25 protein-coding genes and 1 tRNA gene are annotated in these 22,473 nt (G+C 62.8%); 18 read left to right on the top strand and 8 right to left on the bottom strand.

What is annotated here, in order from left to right; genetic code table 11:
- Positions 1–7: 7 nt before the first annotated feature.
- Positions 8–1,963: a hypothetical protein gene (locus tag LB547_RS19945; protein WP_224655829.1), complete on the top strand. Its 1,956-nt coding sequence runs from the start codon at positions 8–10 to the stop codon at positions 1,961–1,963.
- Between the two features lie 274 nt (positions 1,964–2,237).
- Here the strand turns inward: LB547_RS19945 and LB547_RS19940 are convergent, their stop codons facing one another.
- On the bottom strand, positions 2,238–2,513 hold the full coding sequence (locus LB547_RS19940; RefSeq protein ID WP_140764357.1) for a hypothetical protein: 276 nt from the start codon (positions 2,511–2,513) through the stop codon (positions 2,238–2,240).
- A 395-nt stretch (positions 2,514–2,908) separates the two neighbouring features.
- Between LB547_RS19940 and LB547_RS19935 the strand changes: the two genes are divergently transcribed.
- Positions 2,909–3,154, top strand: coding sequence for a hypothetical protein (locus tag LB547_RS19935; RefSeq protein ID WP_140764354.1), 246 nt, complete (start codon positions 2,909–2,911; stop codon positions 3,152–3,154).
- Positions 3,155–3,531: 377 nt separating this feature from the next.
- The gene (locus LB547_RS19930) at positions 3,532–3,768 is read left to right on the top strand and encodes a hypothetical protein (protein ID WP_140764351.1); all 237 of its coding nucleotides are present in this window, start codon (positions 3,532–3,534) and stop codon (positions 3,766–3,768) included.
- A gap of 102 nt (positions 3,769–3,870) precedes the next feature.
- On the opposite strand, the gene LB547_RS19925 is transcribed toward LB547_RS19930, so the two are convergent.
- Positions 3,871–3,960, bottom strand: a tRNA-Ser gene (locus LB547_RS19925).
- Between the two features lie 375 nt (positions 3,961–4,335).
- Between LB547_RS19925 and LB547_RS19920 the strand changes: the two genes are divergently transcribed.
- The 4 genes from LB547_RS19920 (at position 4,336) to LB547_RS19905 (ending at position 7,286) form a co-directional block, all read left to right on the top strand.
- Positions 4,336–5,085, top strand: coding sequence for a hypothetical protein (locus LB547_RS19920; RefSeq protein WP_224655828.1), 750 nt, complete (start codon positions 4,336–4,338; stop codon positions 5,083–5,085).
- Between the two features lie 129 nt (positions 5,086–5,214).
- Complete coding sequence (locus tag LB547_RS19915; RefSeq protein WP_140513730.1) at positions 5,215–5,532, top strand: hypothetical protein; 318 nt, start codon at positions 5,215–5,217, stop codon at positions 5,530–5,532.
- Positions 5,533–5,725: 193 nt separating this feature from the next.
- Positions 5,726–6,715, top strand: coding sequence for a BMP family lipoprotein (locus LB547_RS19910; RefSeq protein WP_140496350.1), 990 nt, complete (start codon positions 5,726–5,728; stop codon positions 6,713–6,715).
- Between the two features lie 130 nt (positions 6,716–6,845).
- Complete coding sequence (locus LB547_RS19905) at positions 6,846–7,286, top strand: GNAT family N-acetyltransferase (protein WP_224655827.1); 441 nt, start codon at positions 6,846–6,848, stop codon at positions 7,284–7,286.
- On the opposite strand, the gene LB547_RS19900 is transcribed toward LB547_RS19905, so the two are convergent.
- Positions 7,281–7,658 carry a hypothetical protein gene (locus LB547_RS19900; protein ID WP_140496352.1) on the bottom strand — a complete coding sequence of 126 codons (378 nt, stop codon included), beginning with the start codon at positions 7,656–7,658 and terminating at the stop codon, positions 7,281–7,283. The two genes, LB547_RS19905 and LB547_RS19900, sit on opposite strands and share 6 nt — an antisense overlap.
- A gap of 17 nt (positions 7,659–7,675) precedes the next feature.
- On the bottom strand, positions 7,676–7,885 hold the full coding sequence (locus tag LB547_RS19895; RefSeq protein WP_140513732.1) for a SlyX family protein: 210 nt from the start codon (positions 7,883–7,885) through the stop codon (positions 7,676–7,678).
- Between the two features lie 213 nt (positions 7,886–8,098).
- On the opposite strand from LB547_RS19895, the gene LB547_RS19890 reads away from it, so the two are divergent.
- The 6 genes from LB547_RS19890 (at position 8,099) to deoA (ending at position 14,319) form a co-directional block, all read left to right on the top strand.
- Entirely contained in the window at positions 8,099–9,631 is a 1,533-nt protein-coding gene (locus tag LB547_RS19890; protein WP_140513932.1) for an ABC transporter ATP-binding protein, read from the top strand.
- Positions 9,628–10,767 carry an ABC transporter permease gene (locus tag LB547_RS19885; protein WP_140665027.1) on the top strand — a complete coding sequence of 380 codons (1,140 nt, stop codon included), beginning with the start codon at positions 9,628–9,630 and terminating at the stop codon, positions 10,765–10,767. The genes LB547_RS19890 and LB547_RS19885 overlap by 4 nt, the downstream gene beginning before the upstream one ends.
- On the top strand, positions 10,768–11,739 hold the full coding sequence (locus tag LB547_RS19880) for an ABC transporter permease (RefSeq protein WP_140665024.1): 972 nt from the start codon (positions 10,768–10,770) through the stop codon (positions 11,737–11,739). It begins immediately after the preceding gene.
- A 65-nt stretch (positions 11,740–11,804) separates the two neighbouring features.
- The gene (gene cdd / locus LB547_RS19875; protein WP_140665035.1) at positions 11,805–12,197 is read left to right on the top strand and encodes a cytidine deaminase; all 393 of its coding nucleotides are present in this window, start codon (positions 11,805–11,807) and stop codon (positions 12,195–12,197) included.
- Positions 12,194–13,000: a purine-nucleoside phosphorylase gene (locus LB547_RS19870; protein WP_140496360.1), complete on the top strand. Its 807-nt coding sequence runs from the start codon at positions 12,194–12,196 to the stop codon at positions 12,998–13,000. Before cdd ends, LB547_RS19870 begins: the two co-directional genes overlap by 4 nt.
- Positions 13,000–14,319: a thymidine phosphorylase gene (gene deoA / locus LB547_RS19865; RefSeq protein ID WP_140764348.1), complete on the top strand. Its 1,320-nt coding sequence runs from the start codon at positions 13,000–13,002 to the stop codon at positions 14,317–14,319. The genes LB547_RS19870 and deoA overlap by 1 nt, the downstream gene beginning before the upstream one ends.
- A 30-nt stretch (positions 14,320–14,349) precedes the next feature.
- Here the strand turns inward: deoA and LB547_RS19860 are convergent, their stop codons facing one another.
- The 3 genes from LB547_RS19860 to LB547_RS19850 all read right to left on the bottom strand — a co-directional run bounded on the left by LB547_RS19860 (position 14,350) and on the right by LB547_RS19850 (position 16,834).
- Complete coding sequence (locus LB547_RS19860; RefSeq protein ID WP_140556484.1) at positions 14,350–14,913, bottom strand: TIGR02281 family clan AA aspartic protease; 564 nt, start codon at positions 14,911–14,913, stop codon at positions 14,350–14,352.
- A gap of 186 nt (positions 14,914–15,099) precedes the next feature.
- Complete coding sequence (gene upp, locus LB547_RS19855; protein ID WP_140496366.1) at positions 15,100–15,729, bottom strand: uracil phosphoribosyltransferase; 630 nt, start codon at positions 15,727–15,729, stop codon at positions 15,100–15,102.
- Positions 15,730–15,859: 130 nt separating this feature from the next.
- The gene (locus LB547_RS19850; RefSeq protein WP_140686064.1) at positions 15,860–16,834 is read right to left on the bottom strand and encodes an adenosine deaminase; all 975 of its coding nucleotides are present in this window, start codon (positions 16,832–16,834) and stop codon (positions 15,860–15,862) included.
- Between the two features lie 133 nt (positions 16,835–16,967).
- Here LB547_RS19850 and ubiE point away from each other — a divergent pair, with 133 nt between their 5' ends.
- The 4 genes from ubiE (at position 16,968) to coaBC (ending at position 21,091) form a co-directional block, all read left to right on the top strand.
- On the top strand, positions 16,968–17,744 hold the full coding sequence (gene ubiE, locus LB547_RS19845) for a bifunctional demethylmenaquinone methyltransferase/2-methoxy-6-polyprenyl-1,4-benzoquinol methylase UbiE (protein WP_140513738.1): 777 nt from the start codon (positions 16,968–16,970) through the stop codon (positions 17,742–17,744).
- 13 nt (positions 17,745–17,757) lie between these two features.
- Positions 17,758–19,332: a 2-polyprenylphenol 6-hydroxylase gene (gene ubiB, locus LB547_RS19840; RefSeq protein WP_140764345.1), complete on the top strand. Its 1,575-nt coding sequence runs from the start codon at positions 17,758–17,760 to the stop codon at positions 19,330–19,332.
- 74 nt (positions 19,333–19,406) lie between these two features.
- Positions 19,407–19,616, top strand: a complete 210-nt coding sequence (locus tag LB547_RS19835; RefSeq protein ID WP_140496375.1) for a FitA-like ribbon-helix-helix domain-containing protein — start codon at positions 19,407–19,409, stop codon at positions 19,614–19,616.
- Positions 19,617–19,618: 2 nt separating this feature from the next.
- Positions 19,619–21,091, top strand: coding sequence for a bifunctional phosphopantothenoylcysteine decarboxylase/phosphopantothenate--cysteine ligase CoaBC (gene coaBC, locus LB547_RS19830; RefSeq protein WP_210241358.1), 1,473 nt, complete (start codon positions 19,619–19,621; stop codon positions 21,089–21,091).
- A gap of 71 nt (positions 21,092–21,162) precedes the next feature.
- Here coaBC and LB547_RS19825 read toward each other — a convergent pair whose 3' ends face one another.
- A complete protein-coding gene (locus tag LB547_RS19825; protein WP_140764342.1) occupies positions 21,163–21,738 on the bottom strand; it encodes an invasion associated locus B family protein in 576 nt (191 codons plus the stop codon).
- A gap of 337 nt (positions 21,739–22,075) precedes the next feature.
- Between LB547_RS19825 and LB547_RS19820 the strand changes: the two genes are divergently transcribed.
- Positions 22,076–22,384, top strand: a complete 309-nt coding sequence (locus tag LB547_RS19820; protein ID WP_140496379.1) for a hypothetical protein — start codon at positions 22,076–22,078, stop codon at positions 22,382–22,384.
- Positions 22,385–22,473 lie beyond the last annotated feature (89 nt).

Below are 22,473 nucleotides of genomic sequence, written 5' to 3'. Positions count from 1 at the left end.
AGTCGCAATGGCGAACGATCAAAGCAAGGCACTGGCGATCGACGTCATGGCCCGGGTGGATAAGCTCGAGAAGGCTATGGCGAAAGCCAAGGCGATTACCAACTCCAACTTTTCCGCCATGGAAGCCCGCGGCAAGCAGTTGACGACGCGGCTTAACTCGTCGTTTGCAGGCATCGGGAGCGGCTTGAAGGGCAATGTTCTGGAGTTTTTCAAAGGCATTGGTGCTGGTGCTATCGCCGCGCTGGGGCCGATCGCCCTCGTAGACCAGGCGCTTAAAGCGATCGACAATGCCTCGCATTTGGTTGATACGGCCGACCGCGTGGGCTTGACCACCAAGGCCCTGCAAGAGCTAACTTTCGGCTTCTCGCAGGCCAGCGTCGATGCTGAGACCTTCGAGTCCGCAATGGACAAATTCAGCAAGAACATTGCCGAAGCTGCAACAAGCGGCGGGCACCTTGCCGATATCCTGAAAGCCAACGGTGTCGCCATCCGCAACCAGAATGGCCACATCAAAACGTCCGAACAATTGCTCGGCTCTTACGCGGACCTGGTGAAGAACGCCGCGTCCGAACAAGAAAAAATGCTTCTTGTTACGGAGGCTTTTGGCCGCGGTGGCGCCGCCATGCTTGTCGGCTTAAACGATGGCGCGCAGGGCATTCTCAATATGCAGAAAGCCGCCAAGGATGCAGGCGGTGTTATCGATGACGAGTTGCTGCGCCGCGCCGAACAAATGGGCGATAGATGGGACGCAGCGTGGCACCGCTTCGCGGTGTCGTCGCAGTCCGCCATCCTCACTGCGCTGGAAGGCATGGACGATCTTTCGAGCAGGATGCAGAAATTCCTTGTCCAGAGGCAGGCCGCGGAACTAGGCGACGTTGCCGGATCCTTGGTGGGCAAGCCTGGCGACGTGCTTACCGGGCCAGGCAAGGGCAATAGGACTGTAGACCCGATCGACGCTCGCATTGCCGGAGCATTCGGTGGCGAGATCACTAAGGCCGACGACGCTTTGGTTGCGCAGTTGAAGGCGCGTTATGGCGATGCCGCGCACAAGGCTACGGTAATTCCGCCTACTGGTGGCGGTGCGAAAAGCGCCGGATCCAAGTTCACTCCCAAAACTGCCAACGACCGCTTCGCCGAAGACTTACAGACCGTCCGAGACCACACCGCGGCTCTTCTGGCTGAGCAATCCGCATTAGGCTTGTCGTTCGAAGCGCAGACGAAGCGCAAGGTGTCTTTGGATCTCGAACAGGAAGCACTTAAGGAAGTCAGGGAAGAAGCCCGCAAAAAGGGCGAGGCTGACTGGCAGAATGCGCAACTGTCCGCCGACCAAATTGCGAAGATCGATGCAGTCTCGGATGCCTACGCCAAACAAGCCGAGTCCCTCCGTAAGGCGCAGGAAGCCCAAGACTTGCAGCGGGACGTCATTAAGGGCGCCTTCGATGACATGCGGTCCGCACTGGATGACGGCAAGATCGACTGGCGCGACTTTGCTAACGTCGCGGAGAACGCCTTAGACAAGGTTATCGACAAGATCGAAAATGATCTGATCGATGCCTTAGACCAGGCCAACTCGGCCGGTGGTGGTGGTGGCATCTTCGGCAGCATTCTAGGTCTGCTTACGGGCAGTGGTGGCGGAAGCGACCCCGGCATCATCTCGGCTCTTGGCTTGCGTGCCAACGGCGGGCCGGTGACGGCAGGCAAGCCATACATCGTCGGTGAGAAGCGGCCTGAACTGTTTGTGCCAAACCAGTCTGGAACGATTGTTCCACGTGTGCCGTCTATTAACGCGGGCGGTGGTGGCGGGCAGAGCGTCAGCGTTAGCTTTGCGCCCAACATCACCGTGCAAGGCGGCAACGGCGACGCAGGAGAGCAGGTTACTGCCGCGCTGAAGGCCTACCAGCGGGAGTTCACGCCGAACGTATTGAAGGCGCTGAGAGAGGCTAAGCAAAGGGGAATGGTTTAGCGGCGCCAGTTCTGCCCAAGCTCGTCGTCAAACCAGGCTTCCGCATCGTAGTCCGGTCCCATCACAGATCGGAAATTGAGATAGCCAGAATACCCTTTCTCGCTGAGCCAGTTCTTGAAACTAGACCAGCTCGGGTGGTCACTTACGTTAACGCCGGTTTCCCTAGCCCACGTGGCTGCTAGGGACCGGATGGCTTTCTCGCATTCAGGCTTTTTCATAGATGGACCCTAAAAAATGGACGGCCCGCCAATCGGATCTGGCGGGCCGTCTCTCGTCAGGCTGCTCGAGACTGCAACATCTTCGCATCCAAATAGGCGATGACGGCCTTCGGACCGTAGCCTGTGTACGGGCGCGAAACCGTCAATACGAAAAAGTCGTCATTCGCATCGAGGTATTGCCGGAAGCGAGCGTGAACCTGCTCGACCGTCTCATTTGTTTCGATCACGTACGAGGATTCAGAAAGTCTCGCCCAAGGCGTCTTTCTGACCTCGTCAACGATCTTCGGACGAATGACCTCTCTGTTGAGATCGTAAGCGACTAGATAGTGCATTGGTCTTGCTCCTATGCCTTGCTATGAGGAGGCCCGGGCGCTATCTACTCGGCTGCTAGTACGAGCAATCGCGGTTTTCGCGTGCTTCACGGCGCAAGGTTTCCGCGATCGCAAACTAAACAGGGCAGCACTCGATTCCGGGTGCTGCCCTTTTTTGCATCAAATTTTATCTGCTGTCTAGCTTAAATAACGTTCCGTCCGCGCTAAACTGAAAATACATCTGTTATACCCAACCGTCAATGGGTTTAATCAACATTTTGTATGTCGAATCGTGCGGCGCCCCGTCGCAGATTGTAGTGCGAATCGACTCCGACTCCAAGAGTTCCGGTTCCGTGTTTGTTCTTGACCGATAAAGGACTTTATTCCTATCCTGTTCTCATTCAACGGAGGATGGGATGCCACGACGCAAGCGCCACGAGACAATTTCAAGCTACCATCTCGGATTGGTCGAACGTCAGGCGTGGCTGCTCACAAAGGAGTTGCGGGAGGCGCAGTTGGCGTTAAAGCCCTTTACCCCCCATTGGGAAGCGATCGACCAATTACACCAAGATATGCGCCGCGCACTCAATCTGCTGAACGACAGGCCAGCCGACTATGAACGTCCACACATGGCACCGATGTCGGGTGGCGGCCCCCCGTAGAATGTGGCGACTAGCGCCCCAACCTGACCCCCGGCCCGCCGTCGACAGTCTCACCAACGGTCCCAATATGCCCACTTGCATTTTTGCCTGGACAAAATATGCCCATTTGCATTTACTTTCAATGGCTTACCTAAAAAATCAACTTGCGTCGACTCTCGTTCTGATCCATGTTGGTTCGTACGGGGAGAGGGGTAACCTTCCAAAATTGCTGATGCGGTATCGACGGTAACTATTCTGGTTTGGCCGGGGTGGCGCAGCTATGTCCAAGCGCAAGCTAAAAGCTCGCCAGCGATCCAGGTCGCCCTCTCTTCCCCCGGCTGCCGGCGCCTTCCGCCCGGCATAGGCCTTGAGAGGGGCCGTAGACCTGGAGAAGAACGATGAACATGCACATTTCTGCCGAACCAGTTATGACGACGACTGGGTTGCCAGAACTGAACCGCGGCATCTATCAGGGCGCGATCGTCATGCGCCTGGACGATCAGGGGCGCCCTACGCGGCTAATGATGAACTTTATGAACACGCCGGAGGCCGTGGCATTTGTCGAGGAGATTTACGCGGTGACGACGCGCACGCCTTTCGCCGTCTACGAGAGCTACTCGTTTCCGCTAGCCTGACCCCAGAGCACTGCAAAAAAGACAAGGCCCGCTTCGGCGGGCTTTTTCGCGGTTATGGCAAAGGGAGATTTCGGCCAAAAAAGTCAATAAAATCAAGCAGGATGGCGGAGAGAGCGGGATTCGAACCCGCGTTACGGTTTCCCGTAAACACACTTTCCAGGCGTGCGCCTTCAACCACTCGGCCACCTCTCCGTCCTTGCCTTTCGCGTCGGCCGGTTTCGCCGCGCGGGTTGGGGAGATGCTCTCCCTTTGGGGATGCGTGCGGAACTGCCCGCACCGGGCGCCGCCAACCAGCGGACGCCCTGCCCGCACCTGAGCCGTCGAAGCAACAGGCGCGGGGCTCATCTAGTCGATCCGGCGCCGAATGCCAAGCCATAACGGCGGTCAATTCGCTTTGCCGGCCACACGGCGTTCATGGGGGCCGCCGGCACATCCGTTTGGAGTCCCGCCACTTCAATCGCTGCTTGATGATGTGCACGGGCAAGGCTGCGAGGCCAGCCGCGCTTGACTTCGTCCCGAGCGGCCTGTCGAGTGTCCGAAAGGCTTTGCGGGGGGCATCGTCGCAACATGACGTCAAGCAGCGGAATTCCGGGCGGTACGCCGGACAACGGACAGCCACCGGCCGAGGGAAAGATCCCGGCCCGACATCTGGACAGCGGACTTTCCTATGTCCCGGTGGGCTGGCTGGTTATCGTTATGGCCCTGTCGGTCTATTGGCTGGCGTCGGCCTTGTGGCTGGTGGGGAGTTCAGGCCTGCCGGACCCCGTTTTCTATTTCCTCTTCAGCGGGCTCGTCGCCGACATCATCACCATCCTATGGGGGCTTTACCTGCTCGGCCTCGCCTTCGGCCGTTCGGCGCGCTTCCCCAGCCATTTCACCATCTGGCAGGCCGCCACGATCATATGGCTGCTGGCAAGTCACGCTTACGCACTCGCCGTGCCGGGCTTCGTCTTCTCCGCCAGAAGCCTGGCCATCACCGCCGCCGAGATCGCCATCGGCCTGCTTTGCATCTACCTGTTGCGCCGCGGCTCCGGCGCCGAGACCGTTTATGCCAGGCCGCGAGCCGAAGCGCCGTCGGTCTTCGTTTCCATTGTCGCCGCGCTGCTCGGCATCATCCTCGGCGCGGTCGTCGGCGCGGTGGGTGGCTTCCTGGCCGGTTCGCTCATCGCCGATATCACCGACGTGAGTTGCTTTGAGGGTGCGTGCGGCTACTTCGCCGCCTTCATCGGCCTGGCCGGGCTGGTGGTCGGCGCCATTGCCGGCGGCATTCTCGCCGTCTGGCTCGCCAACCGGCGCAAGCGCAGGCCGGCCGGCTAGGCTGCGTCGGCCGCGATTCAATTCGCGTGCCGTGATTGCGAATAGGGCCTGCGCGCTCTATTTCTCGTTCGGAACACCGCCGGAGATCCTCGGGAGGATGTTGAGGATCGGCCAGGGGAAAGGTCTTTGATGTTTCGCTTTGTCTTTCGTCTCGCGGCCATGGTCGCGCTGTCGATTTCGGTCATCATGGCGGTGCTTGACACGACACGCACTGTGGCCGCCTCGGCACTGGTGCTGACCCCGCTCAATGCGAGCTGGCTGGCCGTGTCGCCCGACACGCGCGCCGCCTTTGAAAGCTTCGTTCGCGCCAAGGCCGGCCCGCTGCTATGGGACGGCGCCATCGCCTGGGTGCTCAACCAGCCGGGCTTTGCCGTGTTCGCGGTGCTTGCCTTGCTGCTCTACGCCATCGGCTACAGGCGGCAGCGGCGCACGGGGCAATTCGCCTGAAGGGCACGGGCATCGCACCCCGCCATGCTTTTCCAAAAGGTCAAAATTCCACGTGAATTTTGTTTCGGGCCGTGCCAGATTGCCGCTGAGCGGGAGGGGAATATACACTCCTGGCTGACGTCGCGCGCATGCCGGAGAACCGGGCAGGCGGGCGGGCGTAACGGAAAAAAATAACCGACAGGGTGTGGATCACATGAAACGTATCGTTCTCGGCCTTCTGGCCGCAACTGCAATGGTTCTTCCGGCTTTCGCCGCGGATGTGCAGCCGGCCATCCTTTATGATCTCGGCGGCAAGTTCGACAAATCCTTCAACGAGGCGGCCTACCATGGCGCCGAAAAGTTCAAGACAGAGACCGGCGTCCCCTATGTCGAGTTCGAGGTCTCCAACGCTTCGCAACGCGAGCAGGCGTTGCGCCGCTTCGCCGAGGACGGCCACAACCCGATCGTCATGGCCGGCTTCGCCTGGGAGGATGCACTGAAGAAGGTCGCGACCGAATATCCCGATCTCAACTTCGCCATCATCGACGATGCCGTCGACCTGCCCAATGTCCGCTCGCTCGTATTCAAGGAGAATGAAGGCTCCTATCTCGTCGGCATCATGGCGGCGATGGCCTCCAAGACGAAGAAGGTGAGCTTTGTCGGCGGCATGGACATTCCGCTGATCCGCAAGTTCGAATGCGGCTATGTCGGCGGCGCCAAATCGGCAGGCGCGACCGACGTCATCCAGAACATGACCGGCGACACGCCGGCCGCCTGGAACGACCCGGCGAAGGGCGGCGAGATCGCCAAGACGCAGATCGACCAGGGTTCCGACGTGGTCTATGCGGCCGCGGGCGGCACCGGCGTCGGTGTGCTGCAGGCGGCGGCTGATGCCGGCAAGCTCGGCATCGGTGTCGATTCCAACCAGAACGGCCTCCAGCCCGGCAAGGTCCTGACCTCGATGCTGAAGCGCGTCGACGTTGCCGTCTACACCGCCTTCATGGACGGCAAGAACGGCACCTTCAAGGGTGGCGTCGAAAATCTCGGCCTCAAGGAAGGCGGTGTCGACTACGCCATGGACGATAACAACAAGGCGCTGGTTACCGACGAGATGAAGGCGGCGGTCGAGAAGGCCAAGGCCGACATCATCGCCGGCAAGGTCGAGGTGCACGACTACACCGCCGACAACGCCTGCCCGTATTGATCTGCCAAACCGACAGCAAACCGCCGGGCATGGTCCCGGCGGTTTTGTTTTGGAAGTCGCTGCCGGGTAGACGCAGACGTCTCGCAAGAAACACGACCCCAGGCCAATGGTGCAGTTGACAGTCGAACCCATGAACGAACGTGACATTGCAGCGGTGGCGCGATTGCGCGTTGCCGCCTTTTTCACGGGCACCGGACGAACGCTGGACGACGACGTGGCCGGACTTCGTAAACTGCTGCACGGCGACGGCTTCGAAACGGCGTTCGTGGCCCGGATCGGCGACGTGCCGGTCGGGACCTGCCTGCTGGTCCGCGACGAACTCGAACCGGCGCATGATCTGACACCATGGCTGGCCGGCCTGGCCATCGCTCCCGAGCACCAGCACCGAGGGATCGGCACTGCGCTGGTCAGGGCAATCGAAGCTCATGCCACATCGCTCGGCGTGGAGGCGCTTTATCTCTACACGTGGGAGGCGCGCGATTTCTACATGAGGCTTGGTTGGAGGGTCGTCGAGCCGTTCAGGCAGAACGGGGAGCCGATGGCGCTGATGTCGCGCCAATGTGGGCTATAGCTTTCCCGCCAGATAACCCAATGCGAAAGCCACGACCAGTCCAATGGCGACCGCAAGTCCGCGCCGGTCGCCGAGAGAATAGAAGCCGACATCATGCGGCTTGGCGGGGCCCCGGATCACCGGTTTAGCGTCCTCAAGACCGACAGCGCGCATCTGCGGCAAGTCGCCGATGCGCTGCGTGATCTGCCGCCAGCGCTCCGCGCCACCGGCGGCTTCGGTGCGGTCGAAAATATGCAGGTGCTCAGCAAGCTGGACCACGGCATCGCGAAAGGCTGGATCGATCTCCAGATCGCGCTCGGCCCGTTCGCGCTCTGCATCGTTCATCAGGCCAAGCACGTAGTCGCCGGCTCTTGCGATGCGATCGCTGGCCATCGCTCGACTTCCCTCCCCTACCAGTGCGGCGGCTTAGTCACCGGCACGTCGGGTGCCGCCTGTTCCTCCAGCGCCAGGAAGCGGTCGGTCAGCGCGTCGAGCTTGCGCTGCATGCGCTCGATCACCTTCCACTGCTCGGCGATCTGGCCGGACAGTTCCTCGATGGTCTTCTCCTGCTCGGCGGAGCGGATCTCCAGCGTCGTCAGCCGGTCGGCGGGCATGGTCATGCAAAGTCCTCAGGTGTCGCGCGCAGTGTCAAATCGGCTTGCCATATTAGCGAATATGAGAGCTTCGGCCACGTTCGAAATTGACAAGCGCGCCGGGATTTGTCGAGAGTGGACGCTGCTCCGGCCAATTGGCACGGGCGGAGCGTCATGCTAGGCATTTTGACCAAGCGATAAAAAAATAAGAGTGGGACAGGCTGCATGGCGCATGCCGCGATTGAACTGGCCGCAATCGAACTGATTGGCATCAACAAGAGCTTTGGCGCCGTGCGCGCCAACCGTGACATCAACCTGGAAATCGCGCGCGGCACCATCCACGGCATCGTCGGCGAGAACGGCGCCGGCAAGTCGACGCTGATGTCGATTCTGTATGGCTTCTACCAGGCCGACAGCGGCGAGATCCGCGTCGGCGGCAAGCCGGCATCGATAAGCACGCCCAACGATGCGATCGCGCTCGGCATCGGCATGGTGCACCAGCATTTCATGCTGGTCGACAATTTCTCGGTCCTGGAGAACGTCATCCTGGGCGCGGAAAGCGACGCCTTGCTGAAGAAAAGCATCGCCAAGGCGCGTTCCGAACTGGAGCGGCTGGAGCGTGAATACGGCCTCGAGGTCGATCCCGACGCCATCGTCGAGGAATTGCCGGTCGGCCTGCAGCAGCGCGTCGAGATCCTCAAGGCGCTCTATCGCGGCGCCGAGATCCTGATCCTCGACGAGCCGACGGGCGTGCTGACGCCGGCCGAGGCCGACCACCTCTTCCGCATCCTCAAGCAATTGAAGGAGCAGGGAAAGACGGTGGTGCTGATCACCCACAAATTGCGCGAGATCATGGCCATCACCGACACGGTTTCGGTGATGCGCCAGGGCACGATGGTGGCGACCAGGGAAACGAAGAAGACCACCGTCGCGGAACTGGCCGAGCTGATGGTCGGGCGCCGCGTGCTCTTGCGGGTGGAGAAGGGCGAAGCGGAAGCCGGCGCGGTAAAACTCGCGGTCAAGAACCTGACGGTCAAGGATTCCCGCGGCGTCACCATGGTCGACGACATCTCCTTCGACCTGCGCGCCGGCGAGATCGTCGGCATCGCCGGTGTCGCCGGCAACGGCCAGTCCGAACTGCTCGAGGCGATCTCCGGCATCAGGCACGCCGTTTCCGGTTCGGTGATGCTCGAGGGCAAGCCGATCGATCTCACCGGCAAGGCCGATCCCGGCGAACTGCGCGACCGCGGCCTCGCCCATGTGCCTGAGGATCGCCATCATGTCGGGCTGGTGCTGGCCTTCGAGGAGAACGAGAATTCCATCCTCGGCTATCATGACGATCCCCGCTACCTCAGAGGACCCTTCCTCAACATCGATGCCATCGTTGCCGATGCCAAGGACAAGATCGAGAAATACGACATCCGCCCCGGCAATCCTCGGCTGAAGACGGCCAACTTCTCCGGCGGCAACCAGCAGAAGATCGTGCTCGCGCGCGAAATCGAACAGGACCCCGGCGTTCTCATCGTCGGCCAGCCGACGCGCGGCGTCGACGTCGGCGCCATCGAGTTCATCCACAAGCGCCTGATCGCCATGCGCGACCAGGGCAAGGCCGTGCTGGTCGTGTCGGTCGAGCTCGATGAGATCCGCTCGCTCTCCGACCGCATCCTGGTCATGTTTGCCGGCCGCATCGTCGGCGAACGCGGGCCGGAGGCGAGCGAGGGCGAGCTCGGCCTGCTGATGGCGGGTGTTGAGCGCCAGGAGGCGGCGCAATGAGCACGCCCTATGCCAAATTGCCGGCCTGGGCCGACTATGGGCTGATCCCGCTGATCAATCTGTCTGTGGCCTTCATCGTCGCGGGCTTCGTCGTGCTTCTGGTCGGCGAGAACCCGTTCCGTGCCGCCGTCATCCTGGTCGAGGGCGCTTTCGGCAAGGGAACAGGTATCGCCTTCACCCTCTTCTATGCCACCACCTTCATCTTCACCGGGCTTTCGGTGGCGGTGGCAGCGCATTGCGGCCTGTTCAACATCGGCACCGAGGGGCAGGCCTACATCGCCGGCCTTGGCATCGCCATCGTCTGTCTCTCCTTCGACAGCGTGCTGCCATGGTGGCTGACATTTCCGCTGGCCATCGTGGCTTCGGCGGCCGTGGGCGCCTTGTGGGCGCTGATCCCCGCCTATCTGCAGGCCAGGCGCGGCTCGCACATCGTCATCACCACCATCATGTTCAACTTCATCGCCGCTTCGATCATGGTCTACCTGCTGGTGGGCCCCTTGAAGCCGCCAGCCTCGCAGGCGCCGCAGACGCGCAATTTCCTCGCCGGCGCGGAATTGCCGAAGCTCAACTGGGTCATCGAGCTGTTCGGCGCCAAGATCCGCTCGGCACCGCTCAACATCTCCTTCCTGCTCGCGCTGCTCATGGCCTTCCTGGTCTGGCTGCTGATCTGGCGCACCAAGCTCGGCTATGAGATGCGTACCTACGGCCACAGCCCAAAGGCGGCGCGCTATGCCGGCATTTCGGAAACCCGCATCATCATCACCGCCATGATGATCTCGGGCGCGCTCGCCGGCATGATGGCGCTCAATCCGGTGATGGGCGACCAGCACAATGTCGCGATCGACTTCGTCAGCGGCGCCGGTTTCGTCGGCATCGCCGTGGCGCTGATGGGTCGCCTGCACCCTGTCGGCATCGTGCTGGCGGCCATCCTGTTTGGCATGCTCTACCAGGGCGGCGCCGAACTCGCCTTCGAGATGCCTGCGATCAGCCGCGACATGATCGTGATCATTCAAGGGTTGGTCATCCTGTTCGCCGGTGCTCTCGAACACATGTTCAGGCCTTACATCCAGGCGCTGTTCGCCTCGCTCAGCCCGAGGTCGGTCGGCATGGAAGCGGTCAAGGGAAAAGGCGCCTGAATGGACACCTTCAACGCGATCGTCCAGACGCTGGATTCCACCATCCGCCTCTCGGTGCCGCTGCTGCTCGCCTGCCTGGCCGGCCTCTATTCGGAACGCGCCGGCATCTTCGACATCGGCCTCGAAGGCAAGATGCTGGTCGGCGCCTTCGCCGGTGCGGCGGCGGCCTCCGTGTTCCATTCGGCCTTTCTCGGTCTCGGCATGGCGGTCGTGATCTCGGTCGCGTTCGCCATGATCCACGGCTTCGCCTCGATCACCCATCGCGGCAACCAGATCGTCTCCGGCGTGGCGATCAATTTCATCGCCGCCGGATCGACCATCATCCTTGGCCAGGCATGGTTTCAGCAGGGCGGGCGCACCCCGGCGCTGCAGCCGGGCGAGCGGTTCGAAGCGATCATCTGGCCCGGCGCCGAAGCTGTCCGAGGCGTGCCGATCCTCGGGCCGATCTACGCGGAACTGATCTCCGGCCATTCCATACTGGTCTATCTCGCCTTCGCGATGGTGCCTTTCACCTGGTGGGTGCTGTTTCGCACGCGCTTTGGGCTGCGGCTGCGCGCGGTCGGCGAAAACCCGGCCGCCGTGGACACCGCCGGCATCTCGGTCGCCTGGCTGCGCTACAGGGCGCTGATCTGCACCGGCATCCTGACCGGCGTCGCCGGCGCCTATCTGTCGATGGTGCAGAATGGCGGCTTCGTGAAGGACATGACCGCCGGCAAGGGCTACATCGCGCTGGCCGCATTGATCTTTGCCAAGTGGAAGCCGGTCAACGCCATGTTCGCCTGCCTGCTGTTCGGCTTCCTCGACGCCCTGTCGATCCGCCTGCAAGGCTCGCCGCTGCCGCTCATCGGCAAGGTGCCGGTGCAGTTCATGCAGGCCCTGCCCTATATTCTCACCGTCATCCTGCTCGCCGGTTTCATCGGCAAGGCGATCCCGCCGCGCGCCGGCGGCGTGCCCTATGTCAAGGAACGCTGAGGATCGAGGGCGCGACGCAAAAGGCGCGCCGGCTTATGGACAAGATCATCGGAGAGAACACCGAAATGTCGCATGAATTGTTCGAAGCGGCGAAGGCTGCCATGGCCAAGGCCTATGCCCCCTATTCGAAATTTCCGGTCGGTGCCGCACTTCGCACCGAGGACGGGCGCGTCTTCACAGGCGCTAACATCGAGGTTGCTTCCTATCCCGAAGGCTGGTGCGCCGAGACGACGGCGCTCGGCCATTATATCATGGGCGGCGGCGGCAAGATCATGGAAATCGCCGTCCTTGCCGAGCGCATGGCCAAATGCTCGCCTTGCGGCGGCTGCAGGCAGCGGCTGGCCGAATTCTGCCGTCCGGAAACGAAACTCTATCTCTGCGACAATGCCGGCGTCGCCGAGACCGTGACCATGGACGACATGCTGCCTTACGGCTTTCGCGGCGACATGCTGAAATGAAGGAAGCGCTCGACCATCTGATCGAACGGCTGGACGGCCTGGCGCCGACCACGGCGCTGGTGCTGGGGTCTGGCCTGGGAGGGCTGGTCAGCCAGGTCGAGAACCCGATCCGTGTTTCCTATGCCGATCTGCCCGGCTTTCCCAGAAGCGGCGTGTCCGGCCATGCCGGAGAGGTGGTGGTCGGGCTGTTTGCCGGCACGCCGGTGCTGATGCTGTCGGGCCGCGCCCACTATTACGAGCACGGCAACGCGGCGGCGATGCGGCCGGTGCTGGAGGTGCTTGCCGGCACCGGCATCACCAAGCTGATCCTCACCAATGCCGCCGGCTCGGTCGATCCGGAGATGGGGCCGGGTTCGGTGATGCTGATATCGGACCACATCAATTTCTCCGGCACCAACCCGCTGATCGGCGAGCCGAGCGACCGCCGTTTCGTCGGCCTGACCGAAGCCTACGATGCCGGCATCCGCAAGGCGATCGAACAGGCGGCAAAGGCGACCGGCACGGCGCTGCACAAGGGCGTCTACATGTGGTTCTCCGGCCCGTGCTTCGAAACGCCGGCCGAGATCCGCATGGCGCGCATCATGGGCGCCAACGCGGTCGGCATGTCGACCGTGCCGGAAGTCATCCTTGCCCGCTTCCTTGGCCTGCGTGTCGCCGCCTGCTCGATCATCACCAATCTTGCCGCCGGCATGACCGGAGCCGAGCTTTCGCACCAGGAGACCAAGGATATGGCCCCGGTCGGCGGCGCGCGGCTGGCGACGATCCTGAAGCGTGTGTTCCGCGACGGACTGTTGGAGAACTGATGCTTCCGCAGGAAATCATCCGCCACAAGCGTGACGGCCACAGACTGCCGGCGCGCGAAATCGCCGACTTCATCGCTGGCGTAACCGATGGCGCCGTCACCGATGGCCAGGTCGCGGCTTTCGCCATGGCGGTGTTCTTCAACGGCATGGGCCGCGACGAGGCCGTGGCGTTGACATTGGCCATGCGCGATTCCGGCGACGTGCTCGACTGGTCGGACCTGCCCGGCCCGGTCACGGACAAACATTCGACAGGCGGCGTCGGCGACAACGTCTCGCTGATGCTGGCGCCGATCGTCGCTGCCTGCGGCGCTTATGTGCCGATGATATCCGGCCGCGGCCTCGGCCACACCGGCGGCACGCTGGATAAAATGGATTCCATCCCCGGCTACGCCAGCCAGCCCGACATCGCGCTGTTTCGCAGGGCCGTGCTGGAAGCGGGTTGCGCCATCATCGGCCAGACCGCGGACCTCGCGCCGGCCGACCGCCGGCTCTATGCCATCCGTGACGTGACCGGAACCGTGGAGTCGGTGCCGCTGATCACCGCCTCGATCCTGTCGAAGAAACTGGCGGCAGGCCTGGGCTCGCTGGTGCTCGACGTCAAGGTCGGCAATGGCGCCTTCATGGAGAAGTCGCGCGACGCGACGGCGCTCGCCAACAGCCTGGTCGAAGTCGCAAGCGGCGCCGGATTAAAAGTTTCGGCGCTGATCACCGGCATGAACGAACCGCTGGCCTCGGCCGCCGGCAACGCGGTCGAGGTGCGCAACGCCGTCGATTTCCTGACCGGCCGCCTTCGCGACCGGCGCCTGGAGGATGTGACGCTGGCGCTCGCCGCCGAAATGCTGCAGGCGGCGGGTCTGGTGCCGTCCAACCAGGACGGCATGCGGCGGGCCACCGAAACGCTTGCCAGCGGCCGCGCCGCCGCCACCTTCGCGCGCATGGTGACGGTGCTCGGCGGCCCCGCCGATTTCATCGACAAGCCGGAACGATATTTGCCCGTTGCGCCAACGGAACACGCGGTGAGAGCGATCGCGGACGGCTTCGTCACCGGCATTGCCACGCGTGATATCGGCCTTGCCGTGGTCGGGCTGGGCGGCGGCCGCACCCGGCCAGACGACAAGGTCGACCCGGCGGTCGGCATCACCAGGCTGTTGCCGGTCGGCGCCGAGGTTCGAGCTGGCGAGCCGCTGGCGCTGGTCCATGCCCGCTCGGTGTCCGACGCCGAAGCCGCGGCGGAAACGGTGCTTTCGGCCTATGCGATCGGCGCTTCCAAGCCGCCTGCCGACAAGTCGGTCATCCGGCGCATCCTGCCGCGTGGCTGATATGACCCAACCCCGAACGGCCGTGCCCGCTCACTGGACAAGAAGCAGCGTGCCGTTTTCGGCCTGATATTTGCCCAGCCGATTGAGAAAGCTCATGCCGATCAAATTGGTGTGCAGCGCCTTGTCGTCGAGCACGATGGCCTGCACGTCGTTGACGGTGATGCTGCCGATCTGCAAGCGGTCGATCATCACCACCGCCGCCTTGATCGTGCCGTTGGCCGTGTTGACCTCATGACTGAAATCCGACGGGTTCAGCGACAATCCGATCCTGCGCGCCGTCGAGGTGTTGACGGCGACCAGTGTCGCTCCTGTATCGATCATGCCATCGATCTGGCGTCCGTTCAGTTTGAAGGCCGACGAGAAATGCCCTCGCGCGTCGGCCGTGACGACAACCTTGCGGCCCATCGGCAACGGCGCCACCGGCTTGTCGGGAGCCGCTGCCAAGGCGACCTCCGGACGGGCGTCGGCCGCTGGCTTGGCCGTCACCGCCGTTTTCAGCAGGCTTTCGAACATCTGCGGATTCGACTGATAGACAATCGGGATGGATGCCGATGTACCGGCAAAGACGCTGAGGACAAGTAGCTTGCGCAGCATGGATCGGCCCCGGCGCATGACCCCGAAAATCGGGATCGATTTCGGAAAGGATCACGCGCAAATCAAAGTGCCGCAGCGTCCGACAGGACGCACGGCGCTGTCGTGAAGGCCGATCCTTAACGCCGGGATGGTGTTTGCCGTTTTAACGCCGCTCGAAACCGCGCCGTTGCGTAAACTTTCGGTAAATCACTTTGTCCCGTACATGCGGTCGCCGGCGTCGCCGAGGCCGGGCATGATGTAGCCCTTCTCGTTGAGCTGGCGATCGATGGAAGCCGTGAAGACGGGAACGTCGGGATGTGCCTTGGTGAAGCGCTCGATGCCTTCGGGCGCCGCCAGCAGGCACAGAAAGCGGATGTTGGTGGCGCCGCGCCCCTTTAGCTTGTCGATCGCCGCGATGGCGGAATTGGCGGTGGCCAGCATCGGATCGACGACGATGACCAGCCGGTCGGCAAGGTCGCTCGGCGCCTTGAAGAAATATTCGACCGCCTCCAGCGTCTCATGGTCGCGATAGAGGCCGATATGGGCGACGCGGGCCGCCGGAACCAGGTCGAGCAGGCCTTCGAGCAAGCCATTGCCGGCGCGCAGCACCGAGGCGAAGACCAGCTTCTTGCCTTCCAGCGTCGGCGCCTCCATCGTTTCGATCGGCGTTTCGATGGTCGTCGTCGTGAGTTCGAGATTGCGTGTCACCTCATAGCCGAGCAGCAGCGAGATCTCGCGCAGCAGCCGCCGGAAACCGGCCGTCGATGTCTCCTTCTTGCGCATGATGCTCAGCTTGTGCTGGACAAGCGGGTGGTCGACGACGGTGACGCCCTTCATGATGTGCTCCGACGTGGTTCGTGGTGAGTAGCCAATAGTGAGTAGTGAATAGTGAGCCGATTTGCGAGTCCCGATGCGCGCTCCGCCAAACTGCTCACTGCTGGCCACTCCCTGTCCACCCAGCCTTCATTCACCTGGCCTTCGCATCCAGCCGGCTGAGCAGCGTTGCCTTGGTCTTCCTGTCGACGAAAGCGGCCTCGATGGCCGTTCGGGTAACGGCCGCCAGCGCCTTCTCGTTCATCGAGAAATACTCGGCCGCAATGTCGTATTCGCGTTTCAGCGAGGTCCAGAAATAGGGCGGATCATCCGAGTTGAGCGTCACCTTGCAGCCGGCCGCTAGCAGGGCGGGGAACGGGTGGGCGGCGAAACTGTCGAACACTTTCAATGCAATGTTGGACCCGGGACAGCATTCCAGCACCACGCCCTCGTCGGCGATGCGCCGGACAAGATCGGGGTTTTCGATGGCGCGCACGCCATGGCCGATGCGCGACGGTCGGATGTGATCGAGCGCCGCCTGGACCGTCTCCCACCCCGTCAGTTCGCCTGCGTGAACGGTAATGCCGAGCCCGGCCTCGCGGGCGATTTCGAATGCCCTGACGTAGTCCTCCATCTCGCCGACCCTCTCGTCACCGGCGACACCGAAGCCGGTGACCAGCGGGTGCCCGCAGCGCGCGGCGAAACGCGCTGCCTGCTCGATGGATTCGACGCCGGCATGGCGCACTCCGGTGACGATCATGCGGCCCTCGATGCCGGTCTTGGCCTTGGCGCGCAGCATGCCTTCGCCGAGCGCATCCGTATAAGCCTTCGGCGACAGCCCCGCCTTCGTGGCATGGTCCGGCGAGGTGAAGACCTCTGAGTAGATGGCGCCGTCACGCGCCAGGCTGGTCAGATAGTGGTCAGCCAGCCGTGCATAGTCTTCCTCGGTCCGGAACAGGTCGGAGGCGAAGTCATAGGCGGCGAGAAAAGAGGTGAAATCGTGCCAGACGAAAGAGCCGTTCTGGATATAGGGCGAGATGTCCTTGCCGTATTTCTGCGCCTGTCGGATGACGAGTTCCGGTGCCGCTGCCCCTTCGATGTGGCAGTGCAGTTCCGCTTTCAAAGGCATTCAAACATCCCGTCGGTCAGTCCAGGTCTCGAAACCCGCCACCTGGAAGCGCGGCCGAACACCGCGCCTTAAACAATAGCGCCCGCACCATCGATCGGCTATGGTCCCGCCGGTTTTATGACGGATCAAAAAAATGTCAGTTGAGAGAACCACGGCCGCCGGCGGCATGGAAACCTCCTATGGTTTCAAGCGTGTAGGGGCAGGCGACAAGCAGCCCCTGGTCAACGATGTTTTCCACAAGGTCGCCAACCGCTACGACCTGATGAACGACCTGATGTCGGGCGGCCTGCACCGGCTGTGGAAGGATGCCATGGTAACCTGGCTCAATCCGCCGAAGCGGCCGGGCTGGCGCGTGCTCGATGTCGCCGGCGGCACCGGCGACATCGCCTTTCGCATCGTCGATGCCAGCCATGGGCATGCTCATGCCACCGTGCTCGACATCAACGGCTCGATGCTCGCCGTCGGTCGCGACAGGGCGCAAAAGAAAGGCATGTCCGGCAACACCGACTTCGTCGAAGCCAATGCCGAGGAACTGCCGTTCGCGGACGCCACCTTCGACGCCTACACCATCGCTTTCGGCATCCGCAACGTCCCCAGGATCGACGTCGCTCTCAGCGAAGCGTTGCGCGTGCTGAAGCCGGGCGGGCGGTTCCTGTGCCTGGAATTTTCCGAGGTCGAGATGCCGTTGCTCGACAGGGTCTACGAGGCCTGGTCGTTCAAGGCCATTCCGAAGATCGGCAAGGCCGTCACCGGCGACGGCGAGCCTTATTCCTATCTGGTCGAGTCGATCGCGAAATTCCCCAACCAGGCGAATTTTGCTTCCATGATAACCCGCGCGGGCTTCGATCGGGTCTCGTTCCGCAACTATTCCGGCGGCATCGCCGCGCTTCATTCGGGCTGGAAACTTTGAGGCAGGCCCGGGCATGAGCACCGTCAGCGCTGGATTTCGGCTCATGCGGGCCGGCTGGGTGCTTGTGCGCGAGGGCGTCGTCGCCGCTTTGCCCGGCGAGGAACTGTCCGGCCTGCCGAAATTGGGCTGGCGGCTGGCGCGGCTGTTTACCCGCCGCCGCGCGCTCGCCTATGAGCGCAGCGATCGGCTGGCCAAGGCGGTGGTCCGGCTCGGGCCGTCCTATGTCAAGCTTGGCCAGTTTCTGGCGACACGACCCGATGTCGTCGGCAACGACATGGCGCTCGATCTCGCCATGCTGCAGGACAAGATGCACACCTTCCCGACGGCCGAGGCGGTGGCGGCCATCGAGGGCTCGCTCGGGCGCAAGCTCGGCGACCTCTACACGCGGTTCGGCGACCCGGTCGCCGCGGCCTCCATCGCCCAGGTCCATGCCGCTGAAACCGTCGATGGCGGCGTCGCCAGGAAGGTAGCGGTCAAGGTGATCCGGCCGGGCGTGCGCCGCCGCTTCTTCCAAGATCTCGAAAGCTATTTCCTCGCCGCCCGCCTGCAGGAGAAATACATCCCCTCCTCACGCCGGCTGCGGCCTGTGGAGGTGACCGAGACGCTGGCGCAGACCACCAAGATCGAGATGGACCTGCGCCTCGAGGCGGCCGCGCTTTCCGAACTTGGTCAAAGCACCAGGGAGGATCCGGGCTTTCGCGTCCCTTCCGTCGACTGGGAGCGCACTGGCCGCGACGTGCTGACCATGGAATGGGTCGACGGCATCAAGATGAACGACATCGCCGGACTCGCCGCCGCTGGACACGATCTGAGGGCAATCGCGGCCAACCTCATCCAGTCGTTCTTGCGCCATACGCTGCGCGACGGCTTCTTTCACGCCGACATGCATCCGGGCAACCTGTTCGTCGAGGCTGATGGCACGATCGTCGCGGTCGATCTCGGCATTGCCGGCAGGCTCGGCAAGAAGGAGCGCCGGTTCCTCGCCGAAATCCTCTACGGCTTCATCACGCGCGACTATCTGCGCGTCGCCGAGGTTCATTTCGAGGCCGGCTACGTGCCGCGCCAGCACAATGTCGCGGCCTTCGCCCAGGCGATCCGCGCCATCGGCGAGCCGATCCATGGCCAGCCGGCCGAGACCATTTCCATGGCCAAGCTTCTGACGCTGCTGTTCGAGGTGACCGAACTCTTCGACATGGCGACGCGGCCCGAACTGATCCTCCTGCAGAAAACCATGGTGGTGGTCGAGGGCGTGGCGCGCACGCTCGATCCGGCCTTCAACATGTGGAAGACCGCCGAACCCGTGGTCAGCGGCTGGATATCAGGAAATCTCGGGCCAAGCGGCCTGCTGGCCGACGCCCGCGACGGCGGCAAGGCGATGCTGACGCTGATCCGCCAAGCCCCCGAGTTGGCAGCGCGCATCGAGCGGCTGTCGCGCGAGATCGACCTGATGGCCGAGCATGGCCTGCGCTTCGACGAGGCGACGGCCCGCGCCATCGGAAAGGCTGAAGCGCGCTACAACCGCTCCGGCCGCGTGGCGCTGTGGGTGATAGCCCTGACGCTGGTCTATATAGCCTGGAAGCTGCTCTGAGTGACTGCAATGACAGCAATGCGGTCATTGCAGTCGAAAGACGGGATAGCTATATTGTGCGCAGGAGTGCGACTATGGCCAGGATTACTGTCCGGAATCTGGAAGATCATGTCATGCAGCGATTGCGTGAACGCGGTGCCGCGCGCGGCGTTTCCATGGAGCAGGAGGCGCGGGATGTGCTCGCGGCATCAGTTGGGCTTCCGACCACGAAAGGCTTCGATGGTGGACGCCTGACATTTAAGGACGAGGCCAAGGTTCAACCAATGGCAGGGAGGCAAAGTTAGCCATGGGTACCCTGACCATTCGCAATCTCGACGAGGATTTGAAACAAAGACTGCGCGAGCGGGCTGCCCGTCATGGTGTGTCGATGGAGCAGGAGGCAAGAAGTCTGCTGCTCAAGGAAGTGGCGCCCACCTTCAAAGGTGCCGAGGATTTCGTTACGGCGGAGGAGATCCTCGAATTCGGCCGGGAGCTGCAAAAAGCAGATTTTGATCAGAAGAAAGTCGCTGATGATCTCTGGTCCTTCATGAGCCTCTCCGGCAAGCGCATCCTGCTCATCATCGGCGGCGGCATCGCCGCCTACAAGGCACTCGACCTGATCCGCCGTCTGCGTGAAAGGGGTGCGGCGGTGCGCGTGGTCATGACGTCGGCTGCGCGGGAATTCGTCACCACGCTGTCGGCCGGTGCGCTCTCGGCAGACCATGTCTTTACCGATCTCTTCGATCGCAATGAGGAGCACGATGTCGGCCATATCAGGCTATCGCGCGAGGCCGATCTGCTAGTCGTGGCGCCCGCCACCGCCGACCTGATGGCCAAGCTCGCCAACGGCCACGCCAATGATCTTGCCTCCACCGTGCTCCTGGCCACCGACAAGCCGGTGCTGATGGCGCCGGCCATGAACCCCAGAATGTGGGCGCATCCGGCGACGCGGCGCAATCGTGCGGCGCTGCACAAGGATGGCATCACCTTCGTTGGCCCCGCCAAAGGCGAGATGGCCGAGAGCAACGAGGCTGGCGAAGGCCGCATGGCCGAGCCGCTGGAGATCGTCGCCGCCATCGAGGCGCTGCTCGATACCGGATCCAAGCCGCTGGCCGGCAAGAAGATCATCGTCACGTCAGGCCCGACGCACGAGCCGATCGACCCCGTTCGCTACATCGCCAACCGATCGTCGGGAAAGCAGGGCCATGCCATAGCGGCGGCATTGGCCAGGCTCGGCGCCGACGTGAGGCTGGTCTCCGGTCCCGTCAGCATCGCCGATCCGGCTGGTGTGAAAACCATCCACGTCGAGCGGGCGCAGGAAATGCGCGATGCCGTGGAACAGCTTCTACCGGCCGATGCGGCGGTATTCGTCGCCGCCGTCGCCGATTGGCGCACCGACAGCCCAGCTGGCGAGAAGATCAAGAAAGCGCCGGGCGAAGGCCCGCCGGTGCTGCGCATGATCGAGAACCCCGACATCCTTGCGGGCGTCGGGCATCACAAGCAGCGGCCGGCGCTGGTGGTCGGCTTCGCCGCCGAGACGCAGGACCTTTTGCGCAACGCCGAAGCCAAGCTGAGGAAGAAGGGCGCCGACTTCATTGTCGCCAACAACGTGTCGCAGACCAGCTGCGTCGGCCCATCCGGTGTGATGGGCGGCGACCGCAACCGTGTTCGCATCGTCTCGAAGACCGGCGTCGAGGAATGGCCCGAGATGAGCAAGGACGAAGTGGCGAACCGGCTCGCCACCCTGATCGCGGAACGGCTGAAAACGACCGCAGCGTGACGAGCTGGACCGTCGGAATTCCTAAAACAAAGGCTTAGCGCAAGCTAGCGATTCTGTCGAACGCTGAACCGCTAGTCGGCAAGAAGCTCGGCCGTCCGGGCAAGCGCACTTCCGAAGCCATTGAGCGGGATGGAGAAGCTAACCGCTTGCCCCGTATCCGCCGCGAAGGCATCGACCTTCAAGGTGGTGCCCGCCTTGAGCACGGGGACGACGTTGGCATCGAACGCCACCGGCACCAGGCAGCCGACGGCTTGGCAAGTATTGAACTGCAGACTGCCGTCCAGCTTCTGGTCGTCGATCGTCAGGGTGACGCCCTTGGCGAGCGCCAGGCCGAACGGCAAAGCGAGCGTACCGGTCGCGTCTTCGCCCGTCCTGCTCGACAGCTCTATCGCCAGCAGACGCTGGTTGCTTTGCTTGTTGAACTGCTGGTGTGACAGGCTGCATGCCTTGGCCGCGCCCGATATCTGGCAGTTGACCGCCCAGTCGCCATGGGTTTCGGACAGGGCCGATGCGCCGCCGGGCAACTGTGGCTGGCTGGCGGCGGGCGCGGCCGCCGCTTTGTCGCCTTTTGTCTGCGCCGCCGCGGCTGGCAGACCGGCGATGCAGGCAGCCCCCAGCATCGCCAGCAGATACGCATGCTTCCTCATAAGGACCCCTTTTGCCCGGCTCCATCCCTGAGCCAGCTGGAAGCTGACCCTGAAGGATGCACTGTCGGCGTTCTGTTTGACCGTTTCCTCGAAGGCGCCGTTACATCCGACGGACATGCCGACGCCGTTGACGCCATGGAATTGGAGGCCGGCGTCAGCCCGATAGAGCGGCGAATCGATCGCTTCCGTCAAGTGCGATGCGGGCGGCGGGGCAGATTCTCCTCCGCCGCGAAGGGGGCGCGATCACGCGATTTCCTGTTAATCGGCACTCTGGCGTGGCACGAGGGGACAAACGCACTATATGTGGAGTGAACTTTGTTTGTGCGGGAATGAGCAGATGTTGGCGCTTCGGCCATCAACGGTTTTCATGACGGCGGCATTGGCAGCCGCGACGCTGGCGGGCATCCGTCTGCCTGCTTCCGCGCAGGTGCTCATTCCCTCCGTCGACAACAACGCGTTGATCCAGCAGAACGATCTGCAGGCCTTGCAAAACCGTGTCCAGCGGCAGCAGTTTCAGCAACAGCAGCAACAGAATCGGGCTCAGGACCGGGTGATCGTGCAACAGCCGCCGCCCATCGTGCCGCGGGTCAGGCCGAACTGCCAGACCCAGATAATCGGCAACACCGCCGTAAGCACCTGCCGCTGAGGCGGGCTTCCCTTTTATTTAGCCGACTTACATGGTAGGGGCGTTCCGGTGCCCTTGCGGCAGTTTGGGTTTTGCAACGACACCGCGTC

It is taken from the genome of Mesorhizobium sp. B264B1B (genome assembly GCF_020165765.1).
In the GTDB taxonomy this organism is placed as follows: Bacteria; Pseudomonadota; Alphaproteobacteria; order Rhizobiales; family Rhizobiaceae; genus Mesorhizobium.
Note: the sequence above shows the minus strand (reverse complement) of the source record. Positions and strands in the feature narration are given on the sequence as shown.

Coding starts and splice junctions, on each gene's coding strand:
- LB547_RS19930 (WP_140764351.1), top strand. CDS start 3,532: ATGAACATGCACATTTCTGCCGAACCAGTTATGACGACGACTGGGTTG.
- cdd (WP_140665035.1), top strand. CDS start 11,805: ATGTCGCATGAATTGTTCGAAGCGGCGAAGGCTGCCATGGCCAAGGCC.
- LB547_RS19885 (WP_140665027.1), top strand. CDS start 9,628: ATGAGCACGCCCTATGCCAAATTGCCGGCCTGGGCCGACTATGGGCTG.
- coaBC (WP_210241358.1), top strand. CDS start 19,619: ATGGGTACCCTGACCATTCGCAATCTCGACGAGGATTTGAAACAAAGA.
- LB547_RS19835 (WP_140496375.1), top strand. CDS start 19,407: ATGGCCAGGATTACTGTCCGGAATCTGGAAGATCATGTCATGCAGCGA.
- LB547_RS19860 (WP_140556484.1), bottom strand. CDS start 14,913: ATGCTGCGCAAGCTACTTGTCCTCAGCGTCTTTGCCGGTACATCGGCA.
- LB547_RS19850 (WP_140686064.1), bottom strand. CDS start 16,834: ATGCCTTTGAAAGCGGAACTGCACTGCCACATCGAAGGGGCAGCGGCA.
- LB547_RS19940 (WP_140764357.1), bottom strand. CDS start 2,513: ATGCACTATCTAGTCGCTTACGATCTCAACAGAGAGGTCATTCGTCCG.
- LB547_RS19895 (WP_140513732.1), bottom strand. CDS start 7,885: ATGACCATGCCCGCCGACCGGCTGACGACGCTGGAGATCCGCTCCGCC.
- LB547_RS19935 (WP_140764354.1), top strand. CDS start 2,909: ATGCCACGACGCAAGCGCCACGAGACAATTTCAAGCTACCATCTCGGA.
- LB547_RS19820 (WP_140496379.1), top strand. CDS start 22,076: ATGTTGGCGCTTCGGCCATCAACGGTTTTCATGACGGCGGCATTGGCA.
- LB547_RS19900 (WP_140496352.1), bottom strand. CDS start 7,658: ATGGCCAGCGATCGCATCGCAAGAGCCGGCGACTACGTGCTTGGCCTG.
- deoA (WP_140764348.1), top strand. CDS start 13,000: ATGCTTCCGCAGGAAATCATCCGCCACAAGCGTGACGGCCACAGACTG.
- LB547_RS19825 (WP_140764342.1), bottom strand. CDS start 21,738: ATGAGGAAGCATGCGTATCTGCTGGCGATGCTGGGGGCTGCCTGCATC.
- LB547_RS19870 (WP_140496360.1), top strand. CDS start 12,194: ATGAAGGAAGCGCTCGACCATCTGATCGAACGGCTGGACGGCCTGGCG.
- upp (WP_140496366.1), bottom strand. CDS start 15,729: ATGAAGGGCGTCACCGTCGTCGACCACCCGCTTGTCCAGCACAAGCTG.
- LB547_RS19910 (WP_140496350.1), top strand. CDS start 5,726: ATGAAACGTATCGTTCTCGGCCTTCTGGCCGCAACTGCAATGGTTCTT.
- LB547_RS19920 (WP_224655828.1), top strand. CDS start 4,336: ATGACGTCAAGCAGCGGAATTCCGGGCGGTACGCCGGACAACGGACAG.
- ubiE (WP_140513738.1), top strand. CDS start 16,968: ATGTCAGTTGAGAGAACCACGGCCGCCGGCGGCATGGAAACCTCCTAT.
- LB547_RS19880 (WP_140665024.1), top strand. CDS start 10,768: ATGGACACCTTCAACGCGATCGTCCAGACGCTGGATTCCACCATCCGC.
- LB547_RS19945 (WP_224655829.1), top strand. CDS start 8: ATGGCGAACGATCAAAGCAAGGCACTGGCGATCGACGTCATGGCCCGG.
- LB547_RS19905 (WP_224655827.1), top strand. CDS start 6,846: ATGAACGAACGTGACATTGCAGCGGTGGCGCGATTGCGCGTTGCCGCC.
- ubiB (WP_140764345.1), top strand. CDS start 17,758: ATGAGCACCGTCAGCGCTGGATTTCGGCTCATGCGGGCCGGCTGGGTG.
- LB547_RS19915 (WP_140513730.1), top strand. CDS start 5,215: ATGTTTCGCTTTGTCTTTCGTCTCGCGGCCATGGTCGCGCTGTCGATT.